Annotated in this window: 12 protein-coding genes; 8 read left to right on the top strand and 4 right to left on the bottom strand. The window is 62.3% G+C overall.

Features of this window, described 5'->3' with window-relative positions:
- Window positions 1-17 precede the first annotated feature (17 nt).
- The 4 genes from FIU90_RS03420 to FIU90_RS03405 all read left to right on the top strand — a co-directional run bounded on the left by FIU90_RS03420 (window position 18) and on the right by FIU90_RS03405 (window position 5,615).
- Window positions 18-2,408, top strand: coding sequence for a DNA translocase FtsK (locus FIU90_RS03420; protein ID WP_152433507.1), 2,391 nt, complete (start codon window positions 18-20; stop codon window positions 2,406-2,408).
- 196 nt (window positions 2,409-2,604) lie between these two features.
- Entirely contained in the window at window positions 2,605-3,549 is a 945-nt protein-coding gene (locus FIU90_RS03415; RefSeq protein ID WP_152433506.1) for a hypothetical protein, read from the top strand.
- Window positions 3,539-4,678 carry a 7TM domain-containing protein gene (locus FIU90_RS03410; RefSeq protein ID WP_152433505.1) on the top strand — a complete coding sequence of 380 codons (1,140 nt, stop codon included), beginning with the start codon at window positions 3,539-3,541 and terminating at the stop codon, window positions 4,676-4,678. Before FIU90_RS03415 ends, FIU90_RS03410 begins: the two co-directional genes overlap by 11 nt.
- Before the next feature lies 1 nt (window position 4,679).
- Window positions 4,680-5,615 (top strand): sugar-transfer associated ATP-grasp domain-containing protein, encoded by a 936-nt coding sequence (locus FIU90_RS03405; protein WP_152433504.1) that lies wholly within the window; start codon window positions 4,680-4,682, stop codon window positions 5,613-5,615.
- 29 nt (window positions 5,616-5,644) lie between these two features.
- Here the strand turns inward: FIU90_RS03405 and FIU90_RS03400 are convergent, their stop codons facing one another.
- From FIU90_RS03400 to FIU90_RS03385, 4 genes are all read right to left on the bottom strand, one after another.
- Window positions 5,645-6,694, bottom strand: coding sequence for a substrate-binding domain-containing protein (locus tag FIU90_RS03400; RefSeq protein ID WP_152433503.1), 1,050 nt, complete (start codon window positions 6,692-6,694; stop codon window positions 5,645-5,647).
- Between the two features lie 84 nt (window positions 6,695-6,778).
- Complete coding sequence (locus tag FIU90_RS03395; protein WP_152433502.1) at window positions 6,779-8,170, bottom strand: OprO/OprP family phosphate-selective porin; 1,392 nt, start codon at window positions 8,168-8,170, stop codon at window positions 6,779-6,781.
- A 104-nt stretch (window positions 8,171-8,274) separates the two neighbouring features.
- Window positions 8,275-8,673, bottom strand: coding sequence for a thioesterase family protein (locus tag FIU90_RS03390; RefSeq protein ID WP_152433501.1), 399 nt, complete (start codon window positions 8,671-8,673; stop codon window positions 8,275-8,277).
- Window positions 8,670-10,853 carry a S9 family peptidase gene (locus FIU90_RS03385; RefSeq protein WP_152433500.1) on the bottom strand — a complete coding sequence of 728 codons (2,184 nt, stop codon included), beginning with the start codon at window positions 10,851-10,853 and terminating at the stop codon, window positions 8,670-8,672. The genes FIU90_RS03390 and FIU90_RS03385 overlap by 4 nt, the downstream gene beginning before the upstream one ends.
- Before the next feature lie 128 nt (window positions 10,854-10,981).
- Between FIU90_RS03385 and FIU90_RS03380 the strand changes: the two genes are divergently transcribed.
- The 4 genes from FIU90_RS03380 (at window position 10,982) to FIU90_RS03365 (ending at window position 14,609) form a co-directional block, all read left to right on the top strand.
- Complete coding sequence (locus FIU90_RS03380; RefSeq protein ID WP_152433499.1) at window positions 10,982-12,799, top strand: aminopeptidase P family protein; 1,818 nt, start codon at window positions 10,982-10,984, stop codon at window positions 12,797-12,799.
- Between the two features lie 83 nt (window positions 12,800-12,882).
- The gene (locus tag FIU90_RS03375; RefSeq protein ID WP_152433498.1) at window positions 12,883-13,266 is read left to right on the top strand and encodes a VOC family protein; all 384 of its coding nucleotides are present in this window, start codon (window positions 12,883-12,885) and stop codon (window positions 13,264-13,266) included.
- The gene (locus FIU90_RS03370) at window positions 13,263-13,658 is read left to right on the top strand and encodes a cupin (RefSeq protein WP_152433497.1); all 396 of its coding nucleotides are present in this window, start codon (window positions 13,263-13,265) and stop codon (window positions 13,656-13,658) included. The genes FIU90_RS03375 and FIU90_RS03370 overlap by 4 nt, the downstream gene beginning before the upstream one ends.
- 252 nt (window positions 13,659-13,910) lie before the next feature.
- Entirely contained in the window at window positions 13,911-14,609 is a 699-nt protein-coding gene (locus FIU90_RS03365) for a hypothetical protein (protein ID WP_234029612.1), read from the top strand.
- Window positions 14,610-14,688: the final 79 nt, after the last annotated feature.

The following is a 14,688-nucleotide window of genomic DNA, read 5'->3' as shown; positions in this document are numbered from 1 at the left end:
TCCCTTGGGAGCAAGCTATGGCGAGCCGCGCTATCAATACCCGCAAATCCAACGCTGACTGGCGAGCAGGACTGCGCCGTTCGATCCGCCGGATCGCTCAGATGGCGGGCGCGGGCGTGCTGTTTGCCGCCATGATCTTCCTCGCGCTTTCGCTCGCGAGCTACACCCAGACCGATCCCAGCCCCTCGACCGCCGCTTCGCCCGACCAGGTGAGCAACTGGATGGGGCTCGCCGGCGCTTGGCTTGCCGATCGCGTGCTGTTCATTTTCGGTTTGCCCGCAATCCTGCTGCTCCCGCTGCTCTACATTTCCGCGCGAAAACTGTGGCGCGACGTCGAAAATGGCGATGAGCCCGAGACGACCGCGTGGTGGCTGCCGACCGGTCTGCTGCTCATTGCAATGGTGTTGCTTGCAACCGTTCTGGCACTCGCTTTCGACACGCGCAGTGGTACGCTCCCCGCGCAATTGGGAGGTGTCTCGGGCCTGCTCGGTGCAGCCGGCATCGAGGCAATCGCGAACCGATTTGGCGAATCGGCTTCGGGCTGGATCATCCTGGGCGCGTCAATTGCATGCCTTGCCGGTGGCGTAGCGCTCGTCACCCGGGTGTTCGCAATCGATTGGCGAGCGCTTCTGACCCTGCCGGAGTTCCTCGGCGGAGGAGGGCTGGGCGGAGGGCTGCTCTCGCGCCTCCCCTTCGGACGCCGTGACCGCGAAGACAAACGCCTTGCTTTCGCCGAAGAGGACGATGCGCCCGCCCCCAAGGCGCGCCGCAAGCCCAAGCAGGCAGATGCCGCGCCCGAACCCACTCCCCGACGCGCGCCCGAAATTACCGACCCGACCGCACCGCCCAAAAAGGCGAAACCCGCCAAGGCGAACCAGCGGGACATGTTCGCAACTTTCGACCTCCCTAGCCTCGACCTGCTGGCCGATCCGCCCACTGACAACGCGCCCAAGCTCGACAAGCTGGCTCTCGAACGCAACGCCCGCCTGCTCGAAAACGTGCTCGACGATTTCAACGTAAAGGGCGAGATCACCGCAGTGCGCACCGGGCCGGTGGTGACCATGTACGAGCTCGAACCTGCGCCCGGCATCAAGGCAAGCCGCGTAGTCGGACTCGCCGAGGATATCGCCCGCAACATGAGCGCGATTTCCGCACGCGTCTCGCCAATCCCTGGCAAAACGGTGATGGGCATCGAACTGCCCAACAAGGACCGTCAGGTGGTGATGCTGAAAGAGCTCGCTGCATGCGAGGCCTTTGCCAATGCCAAGGGCAACCTCCCGATCATCCTCGGGAAGGATATCGCCGGCGAGCCGATTGTCGCGGACCTTGCCGCGATGCCCCACCTGCTCGTTGCCGGCACCACCGGGTCGGGCAAGTCGGTGGGCCTCAACTGCATCCTGCTGTCGCTGCTTTACACCTTCACGCCTGCCGAATGCCGGTTGATCCTGATCGATCCCAAGGTGCTCGAGCTGAAGAGCTACGACGATATCCCGCATCTGCTCTCCCCCGTCGTCACCGAGCCGCACAAGAGCGTGCGCGCATTGAAGTGGGCGGTGGAGGAAATGGAGCGGCGCTATCGGATGATGAGCTCGGTAAATTCGCGCAATATCAACAGCTTCAATGACAAGGTCCGCGCTGCTGCGGCAAAGGGCAAACCGCTTGGCCGGAGGGTCCAGACCGGCTTCGATCCCGATACCGGCGAGCAGCTCTACGAAGAAGAACAGCTCGATTACGAACCGCTGCCGCAGATCGTGCTGATCGTAGACGAGCTTGCCGACCTGATGGTGACTGTCGGCAAGGAAATCGAAGTCCTGATCCAGCGCCTCTCGCAGAAATCGCGCGCGGCAGGCATCCACCTTATCATGGCGACGCAGCGCCCCTCGGTCGATGTCATCACCGGCGTGATCAAGGCGAACCTTCCGACCCGCATCAGCTTCAAGGTGACGAGCCGGATCGACAGCCGCACCATCCTTGGCGAGCAGGGCGCCGAACAGCTGCTCGGCAAAGGCGATATGCTCTACAAGCCCAATACCGGCGCGATGGTGCGCGTCCACGGGCCGTTCGTGTCGGACGAGGAGGTCGAGGCGGTGGCCGATTTCTGGCGCGCGCAGGGCTCCCCCGAATATGTCGACGCGGTCACCGAAGAGCCGGAGGACGGAGGCGGCCTGACTTTCGAGGACGATCTCACCGCATCGGACAGCCCGGAAGAGCGCAAGTATCGCCAGGCCTGCCAGATCGTGATCGAGAACCAGAAGGCGAGCGGCTCGTGGCTCCAGCGCCAGATGGGCGTCGGCTACAACACCGCCGCCAAGTGGATCGAACGCATGGAAAGCGAAGGCCTTGTCGGCCCGGCAAACCATGTCGGCCGGCGAGAAATTTTCCGCGACCGCGACGGCAACCCGCTCTAATCAATCAGGTTTTGCGAACAGATGATGCTGGCACCTGCGTGCCGGAATAGCCCCCGTGCGCCCGCTGTCTCGGTAAACAGACCTGCTCGTTCGATGCCTCTCCAGCCCGCAATCGCTCCCACAAATCGGGGTTTTTTCGTGCTTTATGTTTACGGTTAGGAATTTCTAAACAGCCTTGCCCGTAAAGCTACGGGCGATGATTGAGCACGATGCCTTGAGCCGGGGCTTTAAACGGGTTCGCCGCACGCTCGGATGCATGCTTGCGGCTGCGTTTATCGCTTCGCCTTCCGCTGCCTTGGCAGGGGAGGATGACGAATGGACTCTGGATCCGGATGCACGGGTCGAGGTCGGTTTCGTCAGCGCTGAAAGCACGACACGGGACGAACAGCTCGTGGTGGATGGCGACGCATTCACCCTGCGCGCCCAGGTCGGCATCGATCTCGAAGACAAAGACACGCGTTTCCGCCTCGAAGCGGACCGGATCGAGGTCTTTCGCCTTGGCGAGGGCCGCTCCGACAGCGCGCGCGACCGATTTACAGCGACTTTCGAGCAGGAACTGGACGATGATTGGGAAATCCAGCTTCGCGGCCGGATCTATGACGACTACGTAACGGCTGAATCGTCCGATACCGACGAGAAGCAGGTGTCAGGGCGGGTTACTTATGAGCCGACGCGCGAAAACCGCTTCCGCCTGCGCGGGACATGGCGCGAGCGCGAATATGCCAATGCGGGCAATCCCGAAACAACCGGCGAAGGTCCGCGCGTGGATGCGCAGTATCGCCACCGCTTCGATCGTTACCACTACCTGACCTTCGACCTGCGCGCGGAATCGATCTCTTCGGACGATCCCCAGCGCGGCTACGATCGCCAGTCGGCCAAGGTCTCCTACACGCAGCCGATAACGCCCGACCTGCGGGTGCGCCCGGCGCTTGAATACATCAACACCGAGTTCGACGGGCGGCTGACGCCCGGCGGGAACATGCGCCGCGACCAGCTCGTCGTGCCCGAAGTCGAAATGCTGTGGTGGCCCGGCCAGTGGCGGGTCGAGGCAGAAGCGAAGTACATTTTCTCCAGCAGCAACCAGCCGACCCGAGAGCGCGAAGGCTACCGCTTCACTCTGACGGTCGGGTATGTTTTCTGACCTGATCTCCAAAATCAGGCGGATACGGGACCGGGCGACGCCGCAAGTCAAACGTCCGTTCTATATCGGTCTCGCCGTTGGCTTCATGCTGGCGGCGCTGGTCGTGCTCGGCCTCTGGAATACCGAGAGCTGGGTCGCGATGCCCTCCACGTTCGAGGGGGTGGCAACTTCGCAGGCAATCTGGGGGCTGAAGCCTTCCAACCTGCTTATGGTCCTGCCGCTGGGCGCGTTTCTCGTCGTGCTCGCCCGCTCCTTCATCGGGGTCAAGGCATTCGGCCTGTTCACCCCGATGCTGATCGCGCTCGCATTCCTCCAGATCGGGCCGGTGATGGGACCGATCGTGCTCATTTCCTCGGTTCTGGTCGGGATGATCGTTACGCCCACCCTGCTCAAGCTGCGCATGACCCGCGTCGGCTTTCTCGGGGTGCTTATCTCGTTGATCGTCCTCGTCCTGGTCGCGCTCCAGATCATCCTCGACACGAATTTGCAGGTCGATGCTTTCCCGGTCATCGTCTGTGCGCTGGTGGTCGAACGCTGGTGGCGTCAATGGGAGAAGGACGGCGCGCGCGAGGCCGCCTATCAGGCGTTCAGTACGTTTATGATTTCGGTCGTGATCCAGTTCGTGATGGTCTCGAACCTTGCACTGATGCTGATCGAGACCTCGCCTTTGCTGATGCCCGCCATCACCGGCATCGCGATCGCCATACTCGGGCGATACCGCGGACTTCGCCTCTCCGAGATCAAGCGTTTCGCCCCGATCTGGCTCGAACGCAGGCGGCAGGCGAAGGGCACCGAATTGCCCGAAGGCGTGACCGAAGACCGGCGCAAGGGGATGCCCGATACGCGCCGGGTTGCCGGACCCGAACCAGGCGAAACCGAAGAACCTCCGCCCAAGGCCGTGCCGATTGCAGCGAGCGAACGCGCGCCACCACTCGAAGGCATGTGGGTGATCGATTCGCCGCGTGACCTTCAGCGCTTCAGACGAAGGCGTGTCCCGCAACCACCCTTACCACCGGTCCCCGATAGCGAGGCTCAGTTTGCGCCTCGCTTCGGCACGTCTGGCGACCAGAAACGCAAGAAGCCACCGGTCCATAACGCGTGGATCATCCGCAAGCCGGAGGACGTCTGACATGTTCCAGCCTTTCAAGAACATGTTCCGTGGCAAGCGCGTGAAGGGTCCGCTCGATCCGCTCGACATGAACCCGATCGAGGAGATACTCGGCATCAACATGCGCAACGCGCTGATCGCGAAATACAATCCGCGATCCGCGATCGAGCGCGCGCGCGACAAGGTCGCGGCGAAGGTCGCGCTCGAGGCCGCCGGGATTTCGTGCACCGGCACCATTGCCGTGATCGACGATCACCAGAAGCTCATGGCTTTCAAACCGGCCCGCGACATGCCCGATGCGTGGGCCATCAAACCGGCAAGAGGCTCGCAGGGTGACGGCATCCTGCTCGCCGTCAGAAGAGAAGGAGATACCTGGTTCAAGGGTTCGGGCAGCCCGCTCACCGAAGACGACGTAATGCATCACATTCAGAAAGTCGTCGACGGTGGGTTTTCCGGAGATTCAGCAAGTGAGGACGCCGCGTTGATCGAACCGCTCATCATCGCCGACCCGGCCCTTGCCGACCTGGTCCCGGAAGGGCTGCCCGATCTGCGGGTGATCTGCCTCCACGACGAACCCCTAATGGCGATGATCCGCCTGCCGACCAATGAATCGGACGGCAAGGCGAATCTTCACCAGCGCGCGATCGGCGCCGGGGTATCGCTCGAAACGGGGCGGATCACCCGCGCACTTGTGAAAGGGGAAGTGATCACTCACCATCCCGATACGGGGATCGAACTGATCGGGTTCGAGGTGCCTGGCTGGGATCGTGTGCTCGAACTCGCGAGCAAGTGCGGCCCTGCCATCGGGCTCGGCTACAGCGGCTCCGACATCGTGCTCGACAGGAATGACGGGCCGCTCATCATCGAGGTGAATGCGCACCCCGGTATCGAAATCCAGAATATCTGCCAGCTGGGCCTGAAGGCACAAATGGCGGCGGTGGGCGAGGATTTCAGCTAGAAGTCCCCGCCCCCGGTATTAGAACTCGATCAGCTTTCGAGGTCTTCCTTGGTCAGCACGGTGAGCTCGCTCACCTTCTTCGCGTTCGCCTCGCGAACTTCCGGCGGCGATGCGACGAGACCGATCTTGGCCAGCGGGCCGTCCGGACCCCAGCTATTCACCCATTCCTGAAGGAAGGCTTCGAGGCCGGGGATCGCGCGTAGGTGCGGCTTCTTGACGTAGACATACATCTGGCGGGCGCCCGGATATTCCAGGCTTGAGATGTTGTCGTAGGTCGGATCCACGCCGTTCATCGGAAGGCCCTGCACCTTGTCGAGGTTTTCTTCGAGGTACGAATAGCCGAACACGCCGACCGCCTTGGGATTGCCTTCGATCTTCTGGACGATGAGGTTATCCTGCTCGCCCTGGTCGACATAGGCACCGTCCGAGCGGACTTCGGTGCAGACCTGGTCGTACTTGTCCTCGTCGGCTGCCTTGAGCGCGGCCATTTCAGGGTTTGTCTTGCAGCCCGCTTCGAGAACGAGTTCCTTCAGCGAATCGCGAGTGCCCGATGTGCTCGGCGGGCCGTAGACGAGAATCGGCTCGGCCGGGAGCGATGGATCGACATCGGCCCAGGTCTTCGCCGTCTGCTCGCCGCCATAAGGGTTTGCTGCGAGCGCCTCGTACACAATCTTGGGCGACAGGTTCAGCCGGATTCCGTTCTTCGCGGATGCGAAGGCGAGACCGTCGAGCCCGATCTGAAGCTCGATGATTTCATCGACACCGTTTTCGACGCAGCGTTCGTACTCCGAAACCTTCATGCGGCGCGATGCGTTCGCCATGTCCGGCGTATCCGGGCCGAGGCCCGAGCAGAACAGCTGGATGCCGCCGCCGGTGCCAGTCGATTCGATCAGCGGCGAGCGATAATCGGTGTTCGAACGGGCGAAGCTTTCGGCCACCTGCTTGGCAAACGGGTAAACGGTCGAGGAGCCGACGGCACGGATCGATTCACGCGTGTCGCCGCCACCGCCTGCGTTGTCGCAGGCCACCAGCGAAAGAGATGCCAGAGCGGCAAAAGCAATAGTCTTGGTCGGATTCATGTTTGTCATCCTTGGTCTGAATTCCGCCCCGCGGGTTATGGGGCGTGTGTGACATGGTTGTGACAAGAAACGGGCGGTTCTCGATCAGAAGTCGATCTGCGCCCGCACGGCAAAGGCATCGACGCCGTAATCGCGGTCGCCGGTAGCGGTCGGGAATACGGCGTCAGTGTATTCGAGCCGCCCGTAATTGGCGAGCAGCATGGTCCAGTCGGTCGGCTTCCATACCAGCGAGGCGAGGAACCCGTCCTGCGTTCCCCCGACGACCATGGCATCGTTAAGGTCGAGACGGTCATAACGAAGGTTAAACTGGAGCGAGCCCATTCCGCCCTCGCCCACCGGGTTGGCGGGCTTGGTGCGGTCGAACTTGCCGCCCTTGTATCCGCGCGTATCACCCTTGGTCAGGAAATAGCCGACTTCGGCATAGCCGCCGAAGAAGGTCGGGTTTTCCATCGCACCGGGCATCCGCACATTCTGCCAGAAACCCTCGGCAGCGGCGTGGAACGGACCGGCGATGAACGCGCCCTCGACGCCGAAGCCGAACTCGCTGTCGGCGGCGAGGCGATCGGTGTTGATGAAGCGCTCGGAGGTGAAGTGCACAAGCGGACGCTGGCGATAGCGCACCGTGTCGCCGTCCTCGATATCTGTGTAGTGGACCGACCCGCCGAGATGCAGCTGCGCATCGCCGAGCTTGGGCATGAAGACAACGCGGCCATCGGCGCTCCAGCTCTTGTTCGAGAGGTCTTCCATGTTGTCGGTGAAGACACCGGTCTGCACCAGCACGTCACCGCCCTTGAAGATCGCGGCAGCGCCCACGCGGCGCTCGAACCCGAAAGCATCGGTGAAGGCCGCGCGCTCGATGAAGCTGGTGTGCAAGCTGCTGGTCAGCTCTTCGAGCGACTGGAAATTATTGAACTGGCCGACCTGGAATTCCGTGTTACCGGTCTCGTAGGAGATGAGCGCGTCGGTCACCGATACGTCGTTGCCCGCGAAATCGATTTCAAACTTGTAGCCGAAGCCGCCCGGCATGTCGCCCGACACGCCGAGACGCGCGCGGCGCGCCTCGCTGCCGAAGCCGTCCACGACACCGGTTGAATCGGGCACACTGATCGTGCCCGCGTCATATTGCAGGCGACCGCGCGGCTTGAAGCTCCAGCCGTTTTCGCCCTTGATCTGGGGCGCGCCCTTGAAGGCGATCGACGGCCCCTTTTCCGCCTCGACCCTGGCCTCGGTCGCTTGCGCGCTCGCAGTTTCGGCGGTGGCCAGCGCCATGCTTGCCTGCGCGGTCGCGGCGGTCGCTGCTGCTTCGGTTTCGGCCAGCTCGGTTTCGAGCGCTTCGATGCGCTCGGACATGGCGTTCATTTCCGCGCGCATCTGCGCGAGTTCTTCACGCAGTTGGTCGGTGTCCTGCGCCGCCAGCGGGCTGGAAGCGACAGCGAGCGCTCCGGCAATAGCGATTTGGGAAATTCTGAAGGTCATCACACACTCGTACTGGTTTGAGTTGCGACGCCCCTATGACCGGCATGTGAAACGTATGTGACAATTCCGACCGCAATTTATCCACATGGTGACAAGGTGGTTGATCAGCCTTTGACGAAGGGCTCCAGCACCTCGGGCCGGACACGGGCAAGTCGCTGCGTTTGCCGGTCGAGCATAGCCCATGTGGTGTGAGCGGAAACGAGCTTGCGACCCGCCTCGTCGGTGAATTCGACCCGCCTGACCGATTTCGCGCCGCGCGGCGCTCCCTCGATCCACGTTACGCCGTGCGCGACCTCGCCCGCAGCGATATTGCCACGGTAGTCGATCTCATGCCGGATCACGACCCAGAAGAACCGCACAAGATCTTCGGGCCGAGCTGCCGCATCCCAATGCGCTGTCGCCATGGCCTGGATCCACTGGACCCAGACCGAATTGTTGACGTGCCCGAGCTCGTCGATGTGCTCGGGCGCAGCGGTGAAGGTTTTGGTGAAGCGGTGGGTCACTCGGATGCTGTCTCGTCCACCATGTCCATCTGCCACAGGATGAAGGCGAACTCCTCGGCCAGCTCGTAAAGCGAATCCCAGCGCCCCGACTTGCCGCCGTGGCCCGCGCCCATATTGGTCTTGAGCAGCAGCGTGTTGTTATCGGTCTTGAGCTCGCGCAGCTTGGCCACCCATTTGGCGGGCTCCCAATATGTAACGCGCGGATCGTTCAATCCGGCAGTGACCAGCATCGGCGGATAGTCCTGCGCGGTCACCTGGTCATAGGGCGAATAGGAGAGGATGTAGGCGAACGCCTCCTTGCTCGTGATCGGGTTGCCCCATTCCTGCCATTCGCCCGGCGTCAGCGGGAGCTCGGCATTGAGCATGGTGTTGAGCACATCGACAAAGGGCACGTGCGAGACGACAGCTCCGTATTGTTTCGGATCCTGATTGACGACCGCGCCCATCAGCTCGCCGCCGGCCGATCCGCCGCTTGCAGTAACCTTGCCTTCGGCCGAGTAGCCGCGCTCGATCAGGCCGCGCCCTACATCGACGAAATCGTTGAAGGTGTTGCGGCGCTCGAACATCTTGCCCTGCAGATACCAGCGCCGCCCGAGGTCATCGCCACCGCGAATATGCGCGACGGCATAGGCAAAGCCGCGATCGACGAGGCTGAGGCGCGTGGTCGAAAAGTTGGGCGGATAGGCGAAACCGTATGCGCCATAGGCATAGAGATGCAGCGGGCCGCCGGGTTCGCGATCCTTGCGATAGAGAATGCTGACCGGAACCATCGTCCCGTCGCGCGCCTCGATCTCGATCCGCTCGGTGGTGTAGAGCGAAGCGTCGTACCCGCTCGGGATTTCCTGCTGCTTGAGCAGTTCGAGCGTGCCGCTAGCGACATCGTAATCGTAGACCGTATCGGGCGTGACCATGCTTTCATAGGAAAGCCTCAGCTTCGACTGATCGTATTCGGGATTGTTCGAGAGCCCCGCGACATAGCTCGCCTCCGGGAAGGCGATCGGCTGCGCCTGCGTCGGCGCGTCGTAGGTGCGGACCTGCACCTGGTCGAGGCCATTGAGGCGCCCTTCTGTGACGAAGAAGTCTTTGAAGAGTTCGAAATCGGTGAGGTAGAACTCGTTCGATCCCTCGATCACGGTTTCCCAATCGCCAGGGGTTTCGATCGAAGCCTTTGCAAGGCGGAAATTGATATGTTCGTCATTGCTCCAGACCCACAACTCGCCATCGCGAATGTCGACCGAATACTCGACGCCTTTCTTGCGCGGTTTGACCAGCACCTGATCGCCGGTCGGATCGGCGGCGGGGACGAAGCGCACCTCGCTCGTCTCGTTGTCACCGGTGGAGATGATGAGAAAATCTTCCTGCGCGGAAAGGCCGCTCGAAACGCTGAAGGTTTCGTCGTCCTCCTTGTAGAGGATCACGTCCTCTTCCACCGGAGTGCCGATCCGGTGCATGCGTGCATCGAGCGTGCGCCAGTTCTCGTTGGCAATGCCGTAGACGAGTGCGCTGTCATCGGCGACCCAGGTGAGCCCGGTCCGCACCTGCGGGATCTCGTCGTCTAGCAATTCGCCGGTCTCGAGGTCCTTGATCCGCGCTGTGTAGCGCTCCGCCCCGCTCGTATCGGTCGAAAAAGCGAGGTACCTTCCGTTCTTGCTCACCGTCGCCGCGCCGAGGCGGAAGTATTCGTGCCCCTCGGCCAGCGCCGTCTCATCGAGGATCAGCTGCGGTTCGGCATCTTCGGCCGCGCCCACAGGCTTGCGGTAATGCTTGCGATACTGCGCGCCTTCCTCGAATTCGGACCAGTAGAGGTAATCGCCGCGGCGCTGGGGGACGGTGCTGTCGTCCTCCTTGATGCGCGCGCGCATTTCCTTGAACAGCTCGTCGATAAGCGGTTTGTGCTGCGCCATGTTCGCCTCGAACCAGGCGTTTTCGGCCTTGAGGTAGTCGAGCACATCTTCGTCATCGACCTCGGGATAGGACTTGTCATAGAGCCAGTCATACGGGTCCGAGATCGTGATACCGTGATGGGTATAGGAATGCTCGCGCTTTTCGGCGCGCGGCGGCTGGGTCGGCTGGGAGCTGACAGGCTCGCTTTTCACTTGGGCGTTTTCCTCGTTTGCTATTGCAGGAGTTGCGGCGATCAGGGCGGCGATTGTCGCTGACGTGGCCAGGATATTCTTCATCGGATCGGTGGCTCCGTTGTGCGCGGTCCCGCTTTGCTGGAAAGCACTGCGGTTCCGCACTATGTTGGCGTTCATAGACGAACACATCTGCGCGGCAAGAGACTGCGCGAAGACAGGAAATCGACGATATGCTGATGCAAACCCACGAAGCACGATTGAAGGCGCTGCGCGAAGAGCTGAAGCGCCGCAATCTCAATGGGTTCATCGTCCCGATCTCCGACGAACATATGAGCGAATATGTCGGCGATTACGCTCAGCGCCTCCAATGGCTGACCGGATTCGGCGGGTCAGCGGGCTTTGCCGCCGTGACGCTCGATCACGCCGCGATCTTCGTCGACGGGCGGTACACCGTGCAGGTTCGCGACCAGGTCGACGAGAGCCTGTTCGAGTACCGCAATATCCCGGGCGACAGCCTCGGCGAATGGCTCGCCGAGAAGGCAGGCGAGGGCGCAAGGATTGCCTACGATCCGTGGCTCCACACCTGGGCATGGGTAGACGCGCTCGAAAGGCAGGTCGAACCCAGGGGAATCACCATGGTCCCGGCGGATGGCAATCCGATCGACGCGGTCTGGGCCGACCAGCCTGAGCCGTCGGGCGCGCAAGCCCTTGTCCACGACGATACGCTATCGGGCCGGAGCTCGGCGGAGAAGCGTGCCGAAGTCGCCGATTGGCTAGAGAAACAGGATCTCGATGCCGTGGTGATCCCGGCGCTCGATTCGATCGCGTGGTTGCTCAACATTCGCGGAGGCGACGTCGCGCACACTCCGGTCGCGCTGTCCTATGTCATCGCCAAGAGGGACGGCAGCGCGGAGCTTTTCATCGCGCCTGAAAAGGTCACCCCCGAGCTCACCCGGCACCTCGGCAATGCGGTAACAGTGCGCGAGCGCAACGAATTCGAAAAAGCGCTCGGCGAATATTCGGGCAAACGCGTGAGCGTCGATCCCGATTTCGGCGTCGTCGCTATCGCGCAGGCTTTGCGCGCCGGCGGTGCAGATTTCGTCTTCAAGCAGGACCCGACGATCCTTGCCAAGGCGATCAAAAACGAGGCCGAGCAGCAGGGCCACCGCGATGCGCAGGCACGCGACGGGGCGGCAGTCAGCCGGTTCCTGCGATGGATCGAGGTCAACGCCCCTTCTGGCGAAGTCGATGAGTTGTCCGCTGCCGCGAAGCTCGAGGGCTTTCGGCGCGAACATGGCGATCTGCGCGATACCTCGTTCGATACGATCAGCGCCGCCGCAGGCCACGCCGCGCTGCCGCATTACAAGGTGGACGAGGACACCAATATCCCGATCCCGCCCGGCTCGATCTACCTCGTCGATAGCGGCGGGCAATATCCGGCAGGCACGACGGACATCACCCGCACCGTGTGGATCAATTCCGCCGACGGGTCGGCGCAGCCAACGCAAGAGATGAAGGACCGCTTCACCCGCGTTCTCAAAGGCCACATCCAGATCGACCGCCTCGTCTTTCCGCAAGGCACCAATGGCGGCCAGATCGACGCGCTGGCGCGGCAATATCTGTGGGAAGCGGGCGTAGATTATGCGCACGGCACCGGGCATGGCGTGGGCAGTTTCCTCGGCGTGCACGAAGGCCCGCAACGCATCGCCAAGCCTTCCGGCGGGCAGGCGGGCACCTCTCAGGAGCTTTTCGCCGGCATGATCCTTTCCAACGAGCCTGGGTATTACAAGGCGGGCGAGTACGGCATCCGGATCGAGAACCTCGTGCTCACGGTCGAGAAAAAAATCGAGGGCGCGGAAGGACGGTTCTTAGGTTTCGAGACGCTTACTTTCGTTCCGCTCGACCGCACCCTGATCGAGAAGAGTCTGCTCACGGCGGACGAGATTGCCTGGGTCGATGCCTATCACGAACGTGTCCGCAAAGTCATCGCTCCGCAGCTCGAAGGCGAGGATCTCGCATGGCTGGAACGCGAAACACGGCCGCTTTGAGAGCGCTTGTCCGGGCTTCAATGTTCCTGTAATGTTCCCCTCATCGCGAGTCGCAGCGCGCATACTCGAACGGGAGGAACAACATGATTGGATACGTAACCCTCGGCACCAACGATTTGCCGCGCGCGGCAAAGTTTTACGATGCAATCGCCCAGCATTTCGGCGTCGGCCGCATGATGGAATTCGAAACCTTTGTCGCCTGGGGCGAGATGGGCGGCGCGCCAGGTGTCGCCGCGACCAAACCCTTCGACGAGAAACAGGCGACGGTGGGCAACGGCACCATGGTCGCGCTTCAGGTCGATAGCCCAGAGAAGGTCCAGGCCGTTTACGAGACCGCGCTCGCAAACGGCGGAACCGACGAAGGCGCGCCCGGCCCGCGCGGCGATGACGGTTTTTATGCGGGGTATTTCCGCGATCCCGACGGCAACAAATTGAACGCCTTCTGCATGACCGCGCCTTCCTCATGAGCGCGCACAGGCTGAGCGAGGCATTCATCCATCTCGGGCTTGGCGCGAGTGCCAAGCCCCAGCCGCCTTTCACAGGTATCGACTGGTACGAGGATTATGGCGCGCGCAATGCAAGCGACGGACGCGAGGGACGGCTCGTGTCGCAGCACACTTTTACGGAAGGGTGGGATACGTGGGAGATGCACCCGCACGGCTCGGAGGTCGTGATCTGCACCGACGGCGAGATGCTGCTGCGGCAGGAATTTCCCGATGGCCGGATTGAGGAGGTGACGCTCGTTGCTGGCGAGTATGCGATCAATCCTCCGGGCGTCTGGCACATTGCCGATGTCGAGGAGAAAGCTACCGCGATATTCATCACCGCCGGAGATGGCACCGAAATGCGGCCGCGATAGGGTTTGCGTATCGCTCAGCTTTCACATGGATGAACGTCGCCATGCCGCTGATACAATTCGCGACAATTTCGCAGAATTCCGGGATATTCCTGCGACATGCGGCCCCTAGAACGCTTTTCATGAGTTGCGGTGGGTGCGCCAAGGCGGCACCCTCCCCCTGATGATCCTTGATCGGGCGGCTTTCCCCTCCAAAGCCGTCCGTCGCCGAAAGCGCCCCGCCGCAGCTCTTTTTATAGAGTTTGGAGAATGAAAATGCGAAAGACTGTCCTTGCCCTCTCCGCCGCCGCACTCGCTCTCGGCGGAGCCGGTGTCGCCCTCGCCGATCATCACGGCGGAAAACGAGGCCCCATGGCCGCCGACACCGACAATGACGGCATCATCACTCTTGCCGAAGCCAAGGCGCATGGCGCCGAGCGCTTCGAGCGGATGGACGTCAACGATGATGGAGCCATCAATGCCGAAGATCGCGCCGCCCGCCGCGCCGCCCGCTTCGAGGCCGCCGACGCCGATGGCGACGGTGAATTGACGGCCGAGGAAATGACCGCAGCCCGCGAAGCTCGCATGGCCGAACGCGCAGAGCGCCGTGCTACTCGGCAGGCACAGCGTTTCGAGCGGCTCGACACCGACAATAGCGGCGGGCTCTCCGAAGCCGAGCTCGAAGCAGCCAAGGAAGCGCGCATGGAGCGTCGCGGCGAAACGCGGCGCGGAAAACGCGGCGGAAAGCGCCACCACGCCATGCGCATGCTTCGCCAGGCAGATGCCGATGGCGATAAAAGCGTGACCCGCGCCGAATTCGATGCCGCCATCGAAGCCCGCTTCGCTCGCGTCGATACTGACAGCTCGGGCACCATCACAGCCGAAGAACGCGAAGCTGCGCGCGCCGCGATGAAAGAGCGGATGAAGGACCGCCGCGGCAAGTGGCGCGAGCGCTCTGGCGAACCCGCCACCTGACGGCAGCTATTGTAATCCGGCCCGGTGCCGCCAGTCTTCCATGGCTTGCGCGCCGGGCCGCATCCTTTCATGACCAAGT

This window comes from Erythrobacter sp. THAF29, assembly GCF_009363635.1.
Taxonomy (GTDB): Bacteria; Pseudomonadota; Alphaproteobacteria; order Sphingomonadales; family Sphingomonadaceae; genus Erythrobacter.
The sequence above is the reverse complement of the archived record's forward strand: the minus strand, read 5'-3'. Positions and strand labels throughout refer to the sequence as shown.

Coding starts and splice junctions, on each gene's coding strand:
- FIU90_RS03420 (WP_152433507.1), top strand. CDS start 18: ATGGCGAGCCGCGCTATCAATACCCGCAAATCCAACGCTGACTGGCGA.
- FIU90_RS03415 (WP_152433506.1), top strand. CDS start 2,605: ATGATTGAGCACGATGCCTTGAGCCGGGGCTTTAAACGGGTTCGCCGC.
- FIU90_RS03410 (WP_152433505.1), top strand. CDS start 3,539: ATGTTTTCTGACCTGATCTCCAAAATCAGGCGGATACGGGACCGGGCG.
- FIU90_RS03405 (WP_152433504.1), top strand. CDS start 4,680: ATGTTCCAGCCTTTCAAGAACATGTTCCGTGGCAAGCGCGTGAAGGGT.
- FIU90_RS03400 (WP_152433503.1), bottom strand. CDS start 6,694: ATGAATCCGACCAAGACTATTGCTTTTGCCGCTCTGGCATCTCTTTCG.
- FIU90_RS03395 (WP_152433502.1), bottom strand. CDS start 8,170: ATGACCTTCAGAATTTCCCAAATCGCTATTGCCGGAGCGCTCGCTGTC.
- FIU90_RS03385 (WP_152433500.1), bottom strand. CDS start 10,853: ATGAAGAATATCCTGGCCACGTCAGCGACAATCGCCGCCCTGATCGCC.
- FIU90_RS03380 (WP_152433499.1), top strand. CDS start 10,982: ATGCTGATGCAAACCCACGAAGCACGATTGAAGGCGCTGCGCGAAGAG.
- FIU90_RS03375 (WP_152433498.1), top strand. CDS start 12,883: ATGATTGGATACGTAACCCTCGGCACCAACGATTTGCCGCGCGCGGCA.
- FIU90_RS03370 (WP_152433497.1), top strand. CDS start 13,263: ATGAGCGCGCACAGGCTGAGCGAGGCATTCATCCATCTCGGGCTTGGC.
- FIU90_RS03365 (WP_234029612.1), top strand. CDS start 13,911: ATGCGAAAGACTGTCCTTGCCCTCTCCGCCGCCGCACTCGCTCTCGGC.